Genomic DNA, 15483 nt, shown 5'->3' with positions numbered 1-15483 from the left:
TTGGAGCATTTACTTTTTAACCTTTTTTCAATGAAACTTGTCGGTGCCTTTTTTTTCTTCTTCCTTTTTGCAGTTCAAATGACTTTTGGTCAGCAAACGAATGATGTTTATGTGGACAAAGATGGCGTTATGCGCTGGGGCACGACAAAAGAGGAAGTGAAAGGGTTTGGGGTAAATTACACGGTTCCATTTGCCTATGCTTACCGGGTGGCAAAACAACTTGGCGTTTCGCCCGAAAAAGCCATTGACAATGATGTATACCACTTTTCACGACTTGGTTTTGATCTTTACCGCGTCCACGTCTGGGATACAGAGATCAGCGATACGCTGGGAAATCTGCTAGAGAATGAGCATTTGAAACTGCTGGATTATGCATTGAAAAAGATGAAAGACCGCGGCATCCGGTTTGTGCTCACGCCCATTGCTTACTGGGGAAATGGCTGGCCGGAAAAGGATGAAAAAACGCCGGGATTTTCGCGGAAATATGGCAAAGCAGCTTGCCTGACCAATCCCGATGCGATTAAAGCACAGCAAAATTATTTGTATCAGTTTCTCAACCACGTCAATCCTTACACCGGCGTGGCTTACAAGAACGAGCCCGATTTGATTGCTTTTGAGATCAGCAACGAGCCTCAGCACGGCGGGAAAGCCAGTGACGTGACTGCATTTATCAATGGTATGACGAGTTCCATGCGGAAGACCGGCTCTAAAAAGCCGGTCTTTTATAACATCAGCCACAGCATTCATCTGGCCCAGGGCTATTTCGATGCCGACATTCAAGGCGGAACATTCCAGTGGTATCCCACGGGATTGCAAGCCAAACACGAGATCATGGGCAATTTGCTGCCAAATGTGGACGACTACAAAATCCCCTTCGCAACCAATCCCAGGTTTAAACAAATGGCCAAGATTGTCTATGAATTCGATGCTGCCGATGTGGGCCGCTCTTATATTTATCCCGCTATGGCGCGCAGTTTCCGCACCGCCGGCATGCAGCTAGCCACGCACTTTGCTTACGACCCAACTTTTTTTGCCTATGCCAATACGGAGTATGACACGCATTATATGAACCTGATTTACACGCCGCAGAAAGCATTGAGCCTGAAAATAGCGTCGGAAGTTTTTCACAATGTTCCGCTATATAAAGATTTCGGCAAATTCCCGGCAGATACTTCTTTTGGCGATTTCAGGGTAAGTTATGGGCAGGATCTGGCGGAGATGGTCACGAAGGAAAAATTTATTTATACCAACAATACAGCCACGATTCCACCCAATGCAGCAGCATTGGAACATATTAGTGGCTCAGGCAACTCGGCAGTTGTAAAATACGAAGGAACGGGCGCTTACTTTCTGGATAAGCTTGAAAACGGCGTGTGGCGATTGGAAGTTTTGCCTGATGCAATCTGGGTGCAGGATCCATTTGGATACAATAGTCTGGACAAAGTCCTTGCTGTTATCAACTGGCGCCCGTGGCCAATGTCGATCCAACTGCCGGATCTGGGAAATGATTTTGAGATTATGCCATTGAACCAGGAAAATAATGCCAAAAGTGTTTTCACCAAAAATCAGACATTTGACATTACGCCCGGCACTTATATGCTCGTTAAAAAAGGGGCTTCAAGCAAGTTAAATGCAACCAGCAAATGGAAGAATATCACATTAAACGAATTCGTAGCACCGGCAACAACGCTGACAAAAACCTACGTGCTTCACACGCCAGTTAATCAGGTTTCCGCAGGCGAAAGCCTGCCTTTCAAAGTGCAGATTGTTTCTTTAAAAAAGCCTGAAGCGGCGCGTATCAGAATTTTTACCCAAGGTGCAAAGCCTGTGGACCTGGCATTGGCACACGAGCGTGGCTATCATTACTCTGCAATTGTACCAGAAGACCTCTTGAAAGGCAACGTCTTGAAATACAGCATTGTAATCAAAGAAAACGGAGCAGAAAGCTTCTATCCCTCCGATCAGGAAAAGCCTTTCGAAACGCACATTCAGGCAAAATCTTCACCAATTACCATTTTTAATGCAGCATTGGATCACGAGCAATTATTGAGACCATATCTGAAAACTTCGCGCTTGACACCCTTGCCCGAAAAGGGAACTTCCGAGCTGAATATAAGCCCGGAAAAAGCAGAAGAATATGCAATGCGTTATAATTTCAAAAACAATGTAGCAGGCCGCACTTCGGATTTATCATCGAAAAACAAGTTGGTTTTTCAAGGCCACTCGCTCGATCAAAAACCTTGCACCATTCAGCTTGCACTTATCGGCAAGGATGGTTCCGTTTACGGCGCTACATTGGATCTAAAACCGGATATCAGCTCGTATGCTGTATCGACGGACGATATGCAAAAAGTAAACTTCGTCAGTCTCCCACGCCCTTACCCCGGATTTCTACCCTATTCACTAGACACCACACCAAAAGCTGGAAATGTTGATTTAATAAATGTCGAAACTCTACAAATCGCCATTATCCCAACACAAGCCACCGATCAGGCTAAAAAACCACTTGCTGGCATCGCGATTCAAAAAGTAACGCTGGAATGACCTAACCGTCCGGTAACTTACATTTCGGTCCGTGTAAATTATCCGGAAACTTCCCGGGAGATTTACATAAATTGCCATTTTAACCAAACACCCTTTCCAGATGACACATACTACCTCCAATCCCAAGATCCACGAAGGCCGTAATCTCAAAAGGTTTCGCGAAATGCTCGCGATCAAACAAGACGCTCTCGCATTCGAATTAGGCGAAGATTGGAACCAGCAAAAAGTCTCCCTGCTAGAACAGAGGGAAAAGATCGATTCGGATATTTTGGAGCAGGTGGCGGCAATTTTGAAAATTCCGGCGGAGGCGATTCGGAATTTTGATGAAAATCAAGCGATTAATATCATCACGAATACTTACCACGACTTTAAGGATAGCGCATTCGTCAACAATGGAGATACTCCAACATTCAATGTAAATCCGATTGAAGAGATCAGGAAGTTACATCACGAAAAAATGGAGCTTTATGAGCGGATGTTGAAGGAGAAGGATGAGATGATGGAAAGGTTGGAGCGGTTGATTGGGGGGAGGTAAATAGGTAAACTGCAAAGCTCCGGAGGAGCAACCTGTTTCTAGAAATGAATGATAATAATTTGTTGGGCCCCGGCGGGGCCTCCTGTGAAATGTCGGCTTGTATGCTAAACTAAAGGTTGACTGATTTCATGTAGAACTACTATAAATAAAATGTAAAAAAATGTCACGAAAAACTTACCTCTTTGCTGCTTCCAAATATTGATTCCGCTCCCTAGCGAAATCTTTGCCAAAACCGCTTCTCACCATATACTCATTATATAGTTCGTTGTTAAATTCAATTAAATAAGAGGTCAGATGAGCAAGACTACTAGTATGGTTTATTCTGAGATCTTGCATTCCAATACTAAAAAGGGTCTTTAAAAAGTCACTATCAAGATTCTTCATCTCAATGTATGGAATTGAATTCTCTAAATCCAAAATTGTCGATTCACCATTATAGTTGAGAGCATTTCTTAGGCTTGATGGGAAATCATTCCTAAATGCCGAAAAATGAGACAAGAAGCAATTAAACATAGTCCTTTCATTGTGATCACAGTTTGGAATAAATTCTCTGAAAGTTGCTTCTAATTGAATCCAGTTAAGTTTATGAACGCTTTCTCCTTTAAAGCTTAGGGTAAGAATTATGTTTCCAACAGCGTTCACTTCTTTTAATTTAAAATAATAATTTCCGCTGTCTAATGTTATTGGAGATGAGTAGACGGCAAGTGAAAATTGTTCCAATCGATCCTTTTGCTCGCGACTCAAAAAAATAAATCCTCTGTTTAAAAATCGAAAAAAACATGTGACGGCGAAAAAGGTCAAATAGTAGAATGTCACAAAAGACCAGCAAGGAGAATTCGATTTCGACTTTAAAAAATCCGCATATTGTACGGCTGACTTATTCATAAAGAGCTCAATGTCACAATGAAGTGCCCGATAGTAATCTTCTTTTCGAATTTCGATTTCCACTGATTTGCCTGAAAGCTTGTTAAGGGAAACGATATTGGATGTTATTACATCTTTAAATGACCAATGTTGATATTTTGCTCTTTTAACTCCATATGATATTAATGGCAGAACGTTCTCATTTCGAACACTTAGATAGTTTTTACCGAAAAGATTCATGCTCAAAATAAATGTTCCCCAGTGATGTTGCTATATCGCCTTTCGTACTCATTTAATTCTTTTCTCATATCGGAAACCACCTTATTGAAGGTTGCATTGCCCGTCCCAGTGTAGGAATCGAAATTTAATTTCGATATGGGTTCTAGCACATTAGATATCGATTCTATCTTCAAATCACTGTGCTCTTTTAATGTTTTATCAACTACTTCGTGAAAAATAGCGAATAGAGATCTAAAAAAAGTAGCGTTTGTCAATTTAGCTTTTTCGGATTTGCTCAGCTTTAATACTCTTTCAGACGCTTCTAAATAGTTCTTTACACCCTTGAATATTATATCATTATCTTTATCTTCAAAAAAGCCACTTTCGAAGATATCATTTGTTGATTGATTAAATGACACTCTTGTAATCTTTCCAACTTGGCTTTTTGATGGAGATAGAAGGCCGGCCAGGACACTGTCTGTGTTGAGCCTATCAAACAGTTGACGCTGTCTCTCCTCTTTTTTTGATTCTCTCCCGGACATATTCTTGATATCTAGAAGAAGAGTAGTTGGTACACCTCGCTGGGTTGTATTAATATCAATAAAAAGATTTACTTCTTGATTAGTATTTAATTTATTAAAAATGATGACTGGGATAACATATTTTTTAGTGGATTTTAGCAATCCATATAACCGGTGTTGACCATCCAATACCATGAAACTATTTTTAGCAGTAAAAAACGAAATTTCGCTTTTTGTCTGATCTATGTGAAACTTAGCATTATCCTGAGCACTCAATATAAGTGCCGAGGGGATAACGCCTTTAAGGTCATCCAAATGTCTGGCTATATCGCGCGCCCTAGATTCATTAAGCATCCTTTGGAATCCCTTTTCCGAATCATCATCTCTTCGCGAAACGAAACAGACTGCCTTAAGGACGTCGTTTGGAAGAACTGATACATAGAAAGTCTTTTCATTCTGAGTACACTCTAAGCATTTAAACTTTACATTCTCGCTCATATCAATGTTAACTTAGATATTGTGGATTTCGGGCAATGGGATCAGATAAAAACTAAATATAAGGTATTAATATTATCAAAGTTACTCATCTGGCCTTTCAACGGCTAGACTTATAGACACTCACGGGGAATCAAACCCCTTAAACTCGAATTAACTCCACTCCTCCCACCTCCGCGTTCCGCACAATCGTATCAATTGCGAAATTACTATTCTCTTCACCCAGTGATTCACAGTCTGAGATCTTACCTACAAATTCTCCGGCAAATCCTTCGGTCACGTTGTAAGTTTTCGCAATTCAGCAAGGGCATTAATCGCCATAATCCTTGACTTTTCAAGAGCTTTCGGGTTCCAGAGTTTGCGTGTTTCGTGCTCTTTCCATTTGCTGGATTCAGAAGCGGTGACGAATTCCTAGTTCTGTAATATGTTTTCTCTCGTTTGTATAGTCATTCAAAATCAATGTATTACCAGTATACTGCGATTACTTCACCAGTAGTCAGCATCAAGAAGTTATTGATATCACAATGTACCAAGGCGTAGTCGCGTAGCTTGAAATTACAGGATTGTGATTTTAAGCTTGGAGAACTTTTGGATCCGCTTGAAATCGGATTTGTTGAAGGTGATTAGCTCTGTACAGTGATCTTCGGCTATGGCTGTATGAATGCAATCACTAATATTTTGAAAACCAACCAATTTAGCTAGTTGAATGCCGCGCATCATTTGGTTTAAATCATAAGATACCGGTTCTGAGGGCAAAAAGGTGTTTAGCATCCGCTCAATGTTGTCTGGTTGTTGCCCCAAACGATGCAGTACATAAGCCACCTCTTGCAGACAAAGTAATGAAACAAAAAAACGGTTATTGTCTGTGGCTGCCTTATAGAGTGGGTAAGCTAGCTCTGCTTTATCAGGTTCTTGCGAAATAAGCAGATGGATCAAAACATCGGTATCAAAATAGACTTTGTTCATTCGCCCAGCATTTCATTTGCCAAGTCTGACAAATTTAAATTAGGTGGGACACTTACATCTTTAAACAGCTCGCGCAGTTCCAGCGTCTTTTTATAAAGCTCTTTTTGATCAACCGGTGCGGCAATAGGCTCGTCATCAATGATGAGTCGAAATGTACGACTTCCAAATTTGGCTTTGGCAGTAGCGAGAATATTCTCGATCACTTGCGCATTGATGTTGGCGGGATTTATCTGAAATGTCTGCTGCATAGTATTGATCATTTCATCGAAAATACAATGTTTACAGGAAAAATTCAACGAACAAGCCTGAATACTGGAAGAGTGACTTCCATTCGCGCTATTTCCAACTTATTTAAAGGTAGCGCTCCGCACCTCCTACATGCTTACATTAGTTGCGCTTCTCCTCTAAAATTTCAGCTTAAATAATCAACGCAAACGCTACGCGTCCATCTATCGGAATGCGCACATTTGACTTTTCCAAATGCCTTTTAACCTGAACAAATCAACTTTCAACATTCCTTATCCTATGAAAAGAAACGCATTCATTGGCAGTATGGCTGTCATTAGTTCACTTCCTGCCATTGTATTTGCGAAGGCAGCGGCATTTAGGGGAATGATCGAAAAAGTGTTTAAAACGAAGGCTGGTGAAGGGCGTAAGCATGGGCACATTCAGTTAAAGGGCGTCAATGCGAATGTATTGGATGTTAAGGTTTCGGGTAGTGATACGAATGGTGGTTTTGCAATTTTTGAGCAAACTTCACTCAGTGAGGGCCGCGGAACGCCGCTGCATGTGCACCCGGGCCAGGATGAAGTTTTTTATGTGCTTGAAGGCGCGTATGAATTTCTTGTTGATAAGGAAAGATTTAGCCTGACTGCCGGTGAGAGTATCTTTCTGCCGCGGGCAGTTCCCCACGCCTGGACCCAGGCATCGGCCAAAGGGAAAATGCTGGTAACCTTGCAGCCGGCTGGAAAATTGGAAGATTTTTTCTTGCAAATGGCAGCGCTGACACATGATCCTTCGCCACAGGAAATTGCCAAAATATTTGAACAAAACGAAATGAAGGTGATAGGGCCACCATTGAAATTGGATTAATGGTGCACCCTACATTGCATTATCAATGTCACATAGAATTTGGCAAAAATTGCTGAAAAACATCATAGCCATAGCGCAGGATCATCAGTGAAACGACGACCAGAAATATTTTCCGGACGAATCCATTTCCTTCGCGCAATGCCATTCTGCTGCCGATAATGTTGCCGGCAATGTTAAAAACAGCCATTGTGATGCCGATGCCTAACAGGAAATTCCCATTCCGTATAAAAACAAGCAATGCCGAAATATTAGTGACACAATTAATGAGCTTTGCATATCCCGAAGCTGTTACGAAATCGAACCGTAGCAAAACAACAAAACCCAGGATCAGAAAACTTCCTGTTCCCGGGCCAAAGAATCCGTCATAAAAGCCAACTACCAGACCGATCAAAGAGCCCAGCACCAACTGTTTAGCCAAAGGAAGTCCCTTGTTTTGTGCTGCTCCGAGGTTTTTATTTGTGTAAACGTAAATCAGCATTATAACCAAAATGATCAAAATCACCGGTCGTAAAACTTCTGCCCTGACCATGCTTACCACTTTGGCGCCTAGAAAAGAGGCCGTAAAAGCAGCCAGACTAACGACGATGAGGAGACGATAGTCAAACCTAATCCGCTTGCTATAATTGTAAGCGGCCACAGATGTTCCGGAAATAGCCGCGATCTTGTTGGTGCCGAAAAGGGTCGCAACAGCCTTATCCGGAAATGCGATCAGGAGCGCTGGGATCTGTATCAGCCCGCCCCCTCCTACCACAGCGTCAATAAACCCGGCAACAAAAGCCAGTGAGCTTAATGCGACGAGCAAGGCAAACGAATAATCTGTGGTGAAAGAACTTAGATCCATGATGGACGCAATTTAGCGTCTAAAAAGCCAGTTCATATCGTTTTCGCACCGGAATATCTGATTTAAGTTTTGCGCTGCTTCTAATGAGTGCCTACTTTTTCTGAACCATTCCAATGTCCGTTAACCACCCTAAAAAGCTTTCAGGCCAGTATTTAAGGGTTTCTCCTTTTGTAAAATCCATTGCAAATCCATGAGAGCCTTTGTTGTAAATATGCATTTCGGCCGGAATTTCTGCTTTCAGCAATGATGAATAAAAATCAACACATTTGGCGGCTGTTGTCAGCTTATCGTCGTGGGCATTGATGAGAAAAACCGGGGGACAACTTTCCTTTCGAACCGTGTAGGTTTTAAGAAATGCGGCATAAAAAAGACCTGCGAAATTGGGTTTCCAGCTAACCTTGCCTGGTTCTTTATTTATTTCGTCGGTTGCGGCGAGTTCTACCGCCAATGTTCCGCCAGCCGAAAAACCTGCTATGCCAATTTTATTGGGATCAATCTTCAGTTTAGATGCATCTTTTCGCAAAGTGATAATGGCCTGCTTTGCGTCATCGAATGCAGCTGCGAAATAGGTTTCTCTGGGAATTACAAAATTTTTGGTGCTATCCCTGGTATTCAGGCGATACTTCAACACCATCGATGCCACGCCCCGTTCTTTCAGCCAAAGCGCAAGGTCTGTTCCTTCCCGATCGAACCAATTATCTACAAAACCGCCTCCGGGACATATCACAACCGCAACGCCCGTTTCCTTTCCCGGCGGTGGTAAATGCAGGACGTAATTTGGAACGGACACTTTGCGAAAGACGCGGTTCTTTTTTGAAAGCGACTGGGGATTTACATCGAAATTTACCACCTCTTCGCCAGTAGCATATTTCACGGGATTGTCTGTGATACCCGATGGCCATAGCGGTTTTTCTTCGGATGTTTGGGCATCAGCGGTAAATCGCAGGGTAAGCGAAAGACCGAGGCTCAAAAGCGTTATCGATAAGTATTTCAGGTTCATAGCGCAAGATTTATGATCATAAACTCTTCAAAAAACAGCACCCTACATCGCCTCAATCTCCAACACTACACTCGTTCTTCTCGCATTCACAACCGGATTAAACCCGGCCGTCATCAAATATTCTCCTGAATAAACCTGATCTTCTTTGATGGCAGATTTGGTCCCAGGATAGAGATTCAATTCTCTCACTTTATAGTTTTTTGCTGCATCCAAACCTTCCAGCCGGATCGGCGTATCCGAGCCGTCGCCATTTCTGTTTCCGACCAAATAGGAGAATAGAATGGCTTTGGATTTGTTTTTCGCCGCGTACATCAACGCAGCGTAATCGTTTTTCTTAGGATCAACCAACCGGGAAAGATCGCCCTGGAAAATGACATCTTTCACCGCATTATAATTAACAACGGCCTGTTGGCTGAATTGCAGATCTTTTTCATCCAAATGACTTACCACAATGTCATAACCTAGCCGGCCCATCATGGCCACATCCGTGCGGAATTTCAAAGGCTGTTTTCCCCAATCCGTTACGTGTGCGCTTTGCGCGATCGAGGGAAAAAAGTAGGAATATTCCCATTGCATGAACACGCGCTCCAAAGGATCGGTGTTGTCGCTGGGCCAGAATTCTGTGAAATATTTCAGCGCTTCATAATCGACCCGGCCACCGCCGCCCGAGCAAAGCATCATGGGCACTTTCGGATATTTTGCACGCAGCTTTTCCAACACTTTATACAATCCTTTTACATAATCCACATAAAGCTTGCCCTGACTTTGCTTGCTTTTTTCGAGGTAAGCCGAGTAAGGGTTGAATGTGGTTGCGTTGCAGTCCCATTTGATGTAGGCGATCTCCGGATTTTCGGTAAAAAGCTTATCCAGAATGCCATAGACAAAATCCTGAACTTCCGGGTTTGACAAATCCAGCGGAAGCTGGTTGCGCATGTAATGTTCGGGCCGCTGCGGTTGTTTGATCACCCAGTCCGGATGTTTTTCATACAACTCACTCTTTGGATTTACCATTTCCGGCTCCACCCAGATCCCGAATTTGATTCCGGTTTTCTGCGCTTCCTTCACCAGATAACCGATCCCGTTTGGCAATTTCTTTACATTTTCCTGCCAATCTCCCAAGCCCGCCCCGTCGCCATTTCTTGGATATTTGTTGGCAAACCAGCCGTCGTCCAATAAAAACAGATCGACGCCCAGCTTCTTGCCATCTTTGAAAAGCTCAGAAAGTTTACTTTCATTAAAATCAAAATAAGTGGCCTCCCAATTGTTCAGAAGCGTCATTCTGGTGCCTTCCCCATCGAGAATCCGATATTTTCGGGCCCAGTTATGCAGGTTGCGGCTGGCTTCTCCTTTTCCGTTTTCTGAGAATGTGTAGATAAAAGAAGGTGTTTTAAATTCCTGTTTCGAGGCGAGCGGATATTCTGAGGAATAAGGATTTATACCCGCGATTAAGCGCAGATTATGATACGAATCCACCTCAAATTCCATTTTGAAATTGCCTGACCAGGCTAATGTTCCCAGCAAAACTTTCCCCTCCGTTTCTGTTGCCGGTTTATCAAAAGACAAGGAGAAACTCGGTGGCTGATAAAGATTGGCGCGCGTTCCCAATTTAGAATCCAGCACCCGGATTCCAGCAGTCAATTGCTCTTCTTCCGGGTTCATTTCTTTTGCCCAGGTGCCATTGTAATGCGTCAGATAATAATCTTTTGCAATGAAATAGAGATTGGCGGAGGCGTATTTTTGAAGCGTAACGGGTTTCTTCTCTTCACTTTTGATCACACTCCATTGCTCCACGACATTTTCTTGGAAATAGGTTTTGTAAAAAAGTGTCACTTCCACCGCATACACCGGATCTTTCAGAACAATGCTTGTAAGACTAACATTGTCGTTTTCCTTCGCCATGTTGTGGCTTACATATACAAGATCCAATGATTTATTTCCGTCGCCATGCGTCAATTGCAGGGCGGGCTCTGAGACATTCCAGGTTCCAGCAGGCGTATAAGCCGAGTTGTAAATCCCCGCATTTCCGTCCCGTTGACGGCTCTGCGATGGGATGAGTTTGTACTCTGCGGGCTGACTTAATTTCTTTCCGAAATAGGTTATTTCAAGATGATTATCCTTGTCTGTTTGCAGCACCAGCACATTCTGTCTGGTTTCAATCGGGATAATGGTTGGCGCATTCTGGGCAAAAGAGCTGGCTGCGGTTACCGCCAGTAAAACGCTGTTGAAAATATGCTTATACACAACTATACTATTTGATATGGATTGATTTTAATCGCCTGCGCCGAAACGAACAGCTTTGATTCGGATCGGCGCTCCTGTAAAGACAAAATAAACATCTTTTACACCAGAAGCCGCACCGGCAGCAATGTCAAGAATCATTTTATCACTGTATTCACCCGAAAATTTTCCTAAAAGAACTCCATCGGCGCTGCCTGAATGCGCCTCTATGGTTCCAGAGGGAGTTGTCGGCGCATTCCGCCCGGATGCCCGGACGATTTCAATGTGCTTGATGCCCGTCAGATCAGTGCCCTTAAACCTGAACGATGCGCCGGAATTTCTAACAAATGCCATAGTACTGTCATTGTTGAAACTGATATCTTTAACCTGATCGGCCAATGTGACCGGGACCACTGGATTTCGAAGGACAAGCGTTGCTTCCGAGGATTGCGAGGACGCTGTTTTGGTGCCCCGATCGGCATATGCAGCGCGGAATATGAAGCTGCCTTCCATATCGCCCTTGGGAACAACGGTTGTATAAGTGCCTTTCACAGGCAATGTTTTGGCTGGTTTCGGCGCGTCCGACAAGCTCATAATGTAGCGGACAATCCCTTTCACATCGCTTTCCGCCATGGTCGGGTGCGCGGGCATGAATGCATCTCCCCAAACGCCCGAACCACCATTCAATATCTTCTTGGACAAACCTGCTACGGCGGCGGGATCACCCTTGTATTTGGCAGATATAGCCGTAAAAGATGGCCCCAGCACCTTTTCTTTAATGGCATGACAAGCCTTGCAATCGCCATTATTGATCAGTGAAATGGCTGTTGCGTATTGCGCCGAAGCATCCACGCTCATTTGTTTTTGCGCGATGCGAGTTAAGTTAAAACCCTCGGAAAGATAGTTCGTACTGACAGAAACCTGGGAAGGCGCGATCTTCTTGTTCGCAAGACTGCCGTCTTCCTTATCGCTCACACGCACCTCATAGTCGATGCTTTTTCCAGGAAAATAGAAGGTGGAATTTCCTTTGGTTATCTTAAATTCAACCACCGGCGGTTCGTTGCCAGCCTTAATTTCAACCGATTTTGTATTTTTTTCTCCCGCTTTATCTGTTACCGTCAATGTTGCCTGATAAGTGCCCGGCGTGGTAAAAGTGATCGACGGATTAGCCTCTTTCAGCGTCTTGAAAACGGCTTTGTTTTTGCTGACAACCCATTCATATTGCAGCGCGTCGTCTTCATCAAAATCTTTGGTGCCTTCCGATGACAGCGTGACTTGCATGGGAAGCGCGCCCGCCGTTTTGCTGGCTGATGCTTCTACCAATGGCTTTCTGTTTCCGCTGTTGTACTCGATCCTGATCAGTTCTGCTTCCGGGTTATCTTTGAAATATCCATTTCCATATTCGAGCACATACAGATCACCGTCAGGCCCGAATTTCATATCGATCGGCCCCTTTAATTTCAAATCAGGAAGGAAGCGCTCCATGGATTGGTATTCGCCGTTTTCATCCATTTCTACTACATTGATCCATCCCCTAACCCAGTCGGTGATGAACCATTTGCCTTCGTAATATGCTGGAAATAGTCGCGATGCATTTTTGAAATCATCTTTTCTGAAAACCGGGCCGCCTACTGCGCTGTTACCGCCACTTTCCATGAGCGGGAACTCCTGGCTTTGCGCTTTTGAATACCAGATAAAAGCAGGCTGCGCAGCCGGAAGCTCCTTTAAACCAGTGCTGTTGGGAGAATTGTTGACCGGATGGGCAGGGTCAAAAGGCGCGCCGGAAACTTTGGTAGCGAAGTCATATTTCACATAAGCCTTGTTATTGGCAACAAAATATGGCCATCCGTAAAATCCAGGTCCTTTGGCGCGGTTGAATTCATCATAGGATTGCGGTCCGCGTTTTTCCAGGTCATCGCGGGAACCATCGGGGCCTACTTCTCCCCAGTAAAGCCAGCCGGTTTTCGAATCGATCGTTGGCCGCCACGGGTTTCTGTTGCCCATCGTGTAAATCTCAGGTTTGGTTTGCGGTGTTCCCTGAGGGAAAAGGTTGCCTTTTGGAATGGTGTAACTTCCATTGGGTTCAGGATGAATGCGCAAGATTTTCCCTCTCAAATCATTCGTATTCGGAGATGACTTCTGGGAATCGCGGGGCGATTCTCCCGGCCTTTCATCCAGCGGAGCAAAACCATCGGAAGCGCGGGAAAATGTGTTATCACCCGTCGTCAGATACAGGTTTTTATCTTTGTCGAAAAGCATGCCTCCGCCTACGTGGCAGCATTCTTCACGCTGGACCGGCACTTCCAAAACCACCTTTCGCGAGCTTTCCAACAACTCCTTACCATGCCACTCGTAGCGAACAAGCACGTTTTTCGCCTCGTCGCCAGCCAGCGAATAGTAAATGTAAATCCAGTGGTTTTTCTCATAATCCGGATCCAGGATCACGCCCTGCATGCCATCTTCCCCTTCGGTAACTTCGCCCGCTTTATTTACATATTTTGTACTCACGGCAAACTCAGCCACCGTTTCCATTGCTTGCGATTTCGGATCGTACACCTTCAACTTACCTTTCCGCTCCGCATAAAGTACCCGGCCGTCTTTCAGGATCTGAAACTGCATGGGCTCTTCAAGCCTTTGCGCAAGAACGACTTTGGTAAAGCGGTTAGCTTCCGGTTTTTTAGCGGTTTGGGCGAGTAAACTTTCAGTAGTTAAAAGCAAGCTTAGCAATGCAGAAAAGAGCAGTGAAGGTTTCAGCACTGCGTATCTTTTGCAGAAATTGTCTGACTTTGACATTAGGAAAATACTTAAATAAATTTCAATTATATAAGTCTGAACAGCTAATAATATTACTTGAAGAGCTGATAGGCTTTGCTCAAAAATGGCTTATACATCGGCTCGTGCTTGGGCATGTTCAGGTAAAACAGCACAATCATATTGTTTTCCGGATCGATAATGTAATCTGTGCCGTACAATCCGCCCCAGGCAAATGCGGTGTTGGAAACTTCCGGAACCGGTTTCTTTTCTGCATTGTAGAGCTCAAATCCTAGCCCGAACTGAAAGCCTTTTCCACCGGAATTCACCTCAGGAAGGCGGTTCACTTTGGTCATCAGCTCAATTGTCTCGGGTTTAAGGATACGCTTGCCGTTGTACTCACCTTTATTGAGCAGCATTTGACAAAATTTGGCATAGTCGCCAATAGGTCCGTTCAGACCGATAGCTCCCTCCGCATAAGTTTGTACCGGACTGATTGTCGTCTCGCTATACTTGTTGGATTCCGGCACCAGTTTACCATCAATGTCACTGTAAGCCTTTACGAACCGGCTCATTTTCGAGGGCTCATAATACCAGTCTGTTTCGGTCATGCCCAATGGATCCAAAATCGTTGATTTGACATATTCACGCAGACTTTTTCCTGATATAAGCTCCACCATATAAGCCAGCATATTGGTGCTGATATGGTAACTCCACTCGCTGCCGGGATCGAAACCCAGTGGGTATTTTGCCAGCGCGATCATCTCATCTTTGAGATATTTCGAAGTGCCAGCGCCGCCGGTCCGCTGTCCCGGGCCTGCCGGTGGCGTTGTACCTGAGGTTTCAGCGGCACTTTTGTTCTCCATTTCGGCGCGACGTGCCTTTCCCACCAGTCCGGCGCTGATGCCCGACGAATGCGACATCAGGTGCGCGAATGTCATCGGCGTTTTCACCGGCCTTGTCTCAAATGTTCCATCCTCTTTAATGGCCGTGGCTACTTTATCGGATATCCCGGGGAAATATTTAGAAACCGGATCATCAACCGAAACCAATCCCTTTTCTACCAAGGTCATAAAAGCTACGGTTGTCACTGCTTTGGTTTGAGAAAACAGGATATAGTAATCGTCCACAGCGGCCGGAACCTTGTTTTCAACGTCTTTATACCCAAATGCTTTGTTGTAAATTACATTCCCGCCTTTGGCAACAAAACCTACTATGCTACTCGCCTTTTTCTGATCGATAAAACTTTGCAGCAGCGAGTCAATGCGTTTTGTTTTGTCTTCGCTCGTGCCGGTAGCTCTGAGGTCAGCTTTGTAGTTTAATGTTTGCGGCGCGGGAGATTTTTGCTGCGCTATTGTGCTGTTGAATGCAGCTAAAAGCGCAATGCTTAAATAGATTTTTTTCATTACTCTTAATTTTAGATTGATAAGGGCTAAGC

12 protein-coding genes are annotated in these 15483 nt (G+C 44.2%); 3 read left to right on the top strand and 9 right to left on the bottom strand.

Annotation, left to right across the window (positions count from 1 at the left end; translation table 11 throughout):
* Nucleotides 1-30: 30 nt before the first annotated feature.
* Complete coding sequence (locus KOD92_RS08490) at nt 31-2544, top strand: membrane or secreted protein (protein ID WP_215233114.1); 2514 nt, start codon at nt 31-33, stop codon at nt 2542-2544.
* 100 nt (nt 2545-2644) lie between these two features.
* The gene (locus tag KOD92_RS08485) at nt 2645-3079 is read left to right on the top strand and encodes a helix-turn-helix domain-containing protein (RefSeq protein ID WP_215233113.1); all 435 of its coding nucleotides are present in this window, start codon (nt 2645-2647) and stop codon (nt 3077-3079) included.
* A gap of 174 nt (nt 3080-3253) precedes the next feature.
* Here the strand turns inward: KOD92_RS08485 and KOD92_RS08480 are convergent, their stop codons facing one another.
* The 4 genes from KOD92_RS08480 to KOD92_RS08465 all read right to left on the bottom strand — a co-directional run bounded on the left by KOD92_RS08480 (nt 3254) and on the right by KOD92_RS08465 (nt 6392).
* The gene (locus KOD92_RS08480) at nt 3254-4183 is read right to left on the bottom strand and encodes a hypothetical protein (protein ID WP_215233112.1); all 930 of its coding nucleotides are present in this window, start codon (nt 4181-4183) and stop codon (nt 3254-3256) included.
* 2 nt (nt 4184-4185) lie between these two features.
* The gene (locus KOD92_RS08475) at nt 4186-5181 is read right to left on the bottom strand and encodes a DGQHR domain-containing protein (RefSeq protein WP_215233111.1); all 996 of its coding nucleotides are present in this window, start codon (nt 5179-5181) and stop codon (nt 4186-4188) included.
* Nucleotides 5182-5733: 552 nt separating this feature from the next.
* Complete coding sequence (locus KOD92_RS08470; RefSeq protein WP_215233110.1) at nt 5734-6144, bottom strand: type II toxin-antitoxin system VapC family toxin; 411 nt, start codon at nt 6142-6144, stop codon at nt 5734-5736.
* Nucleotides 6141-6392, bottom strand: a complete 252-nt coding sequence (locus tag KOD92_RS08465; RefSeq protein ID WP_215233109.1) for a hypothetical protein — start codon at nt 6390-6392, stop codon at nt 6141-6143. Before KOD92_RS08465 ends, KOD92_RS08470 begins: the two co-directional genes overlap by 4 nt.
* A 277-nt stretch (nt 6393-6669) precedes the next feature.
* Here KOD92_RS08465 and KOD92_RS08460 point away from each other — a divergent pair, with 277 nt between their 5' ends.
* Nucleotides 6670-7236 carry a cupin domain-containing protein gene (locus KOD92_RS08460; protein WP_215233108.1) on the top strand — a complete coding sequence of 189 codons (567 nt, stop codon included), beginning with the start codon at nt 6670-6672 and terminating at the stop codon, nt 7234-7236.
* 28 nt (nt 7237-7264) lie between these two features.
* Here the strand turns inward: KOD92_RS08460 and KOD92_RS08455 are convergent, their stop codons facing one another.
* The 5 genes from KOD92_RS08455 to KOD92_RS08435 all read right to left on the bottom strand — a co-directional run bounded on the left by KOD92_RS08455 (nt 7265) and on the right by KOD92_RS08435 (nt 15451).
* A complete protein-coding gene (locus tag KOD92_RS08455; RefSeq protein ID WP_215233107.1) occupies nt 7265-8077 on the bottom strand; it encodes a sulfite exporter TauE/SafE family protein in 813 nt (270 codons plus the stop codon).
* A 91-nt stretch (nt 8078-8168) separates the two neighbouring features.
* A complete protein-coding gene (locus tag KOD92_RS08450; RefSeq protein WP_215233106.1) occupies nt 8169-9077 on the bottom strand; it encodes an alpha/beta hydrolase in 909 nt (302 codons plus the stop codon).
* A gap of 42 nt (nt 9078-9119) precedes the next feature.
* On the bottom strand, nt 9120-11318 hold the full coding sequence (locus tag KOD92_RS08445; protein WP_215233105.1) for an alpha-galactosidase: 2199 nt from the start codon (nt 11316-11318) through the stop codon (nt 9120-9122).
* 27 nt (nt 11319-11345) lie between these two features.
* Nucleotides 11346-14087: a PQQ-dependent sugar dehydrogenase gene (locus tag KOD92_RS08440; protein ID WP_215233104.1), complete on the bottom strand. Its 2742-nt coding sequence runs from the start codon at nt 14085-14087 to the stop codon at nt 11346-11348.
* 53 nt (nt 14088-14140) lie between these two features.
* Nucleotides 14141-15451 carry a serine hydrolase domain-containing protein gene (locus tag KOD92_RS08435; RefSeq protein ID WP_215233103.1) on the bottom strand — a complete coding sequence of 437 codons (1311 nt, stop codon included), beginning with the start codon at nt 15449-15451 and terminating at the stop codon, nt 14141-14143.
* Nucleotides 15452-15483 lie beyond the last annotated feature (32 nt).

The sequence above is a fragment of the Dyadobacter linearis genome (assembly GCF_907165045.1).
GTDB lineage: Bacteria > Bacteroidota > Bacteroidia > Cytophagales > Spirosomataceae > Dyadobacter > Dyadobacter linearis.
The sequence above is the reverse complement of the archived record's forward strand: the minus strand, read 5'-3'. Positions and strand labels throughout refer to the sequence as shown.

Excerpts from the sequence above, each read along its gene's own strand:
- KOD92_RS08465 (WP_215233109.1), bottom strand. The coding sequence starts at position 6,392 with ATGCAGCAGACATTTCAGATAAATCCCGCCAACATCAATGCGCAAGTG.
- KOD92_RS08455 (WP_215233107.1), bottom strand. The coding sequence starts at position 8,077 with ATGGATCTAAGTTCTTTCACCACAGATTATTCGTTTGCCTTGCTCGTC.
- KOD92_RS08435 (WP_215233103.1), bottom strand. The coding sequence starts at position 15,451 with ATGAAAAAAATCTATTTAAGCATTGCGCTTTTAGCTGCATTCAACAGC.
- KOD92_RS08490 (WP_215233114.1), top strand. The coding sequence starts at position 31 with ATGAAACTTGTCGGTGCCTTTTTTTTCTTCTTCCTTTTTGCAGTTCAA.
- KOD92_RS08440 (WP_215233104.1), bottom strand. The coding sequence starts at position 14,087 with ATGTCAAAGTCAGACAATTTCTGCAAAAGATACGCAGTGCTGAAACCT.
- KOD92_RS08485 (WP_215233113.1), top strand. The coding sequence starts at position 2,645 with ATGACACATACTACCTCCAATCCCAAGATCCACGAAGGCCGTAATCTC.
- KOD92_RS08460 (WP_215233108.1), top strand. The coding sequence starts at position 6,670 with ATGAAAAGAAACGCATTCATTGGCAGTATGGCTGTCATTAGTTCACTT.
- KOD92_RS08470 (WP_215233110.1), bottom strand. The coding sequence starts at position 6,144 with ATGAACAAAGTCTATTTTGATACCGATGTTTTGATCCATCTGCTTATT.
- KOD92_RS08480 (WP_215233112.1), bottom strand. The coding sequence starts at position 4,183 with ATGAATCTTTTCGGTAAAAACTATCTAAGTGTTCGAAATGAGAACGTT.
- KOD92_RS08450 (WP_215233106.1), bottom strand. The coding sequence starts at position 9,077 with ATGAACCTGAAATACTTATCGATAACGCTTTTGAGCCTCGGTCTTTCG.
- KOD92_RS08475 (WP_215233111.1), bottom strand. The coding sequence starts at position 5,181 with ATGAGCGAGAATGTAAAGTTTAAATGCTTAGAGTGTACTCAGAATGAA.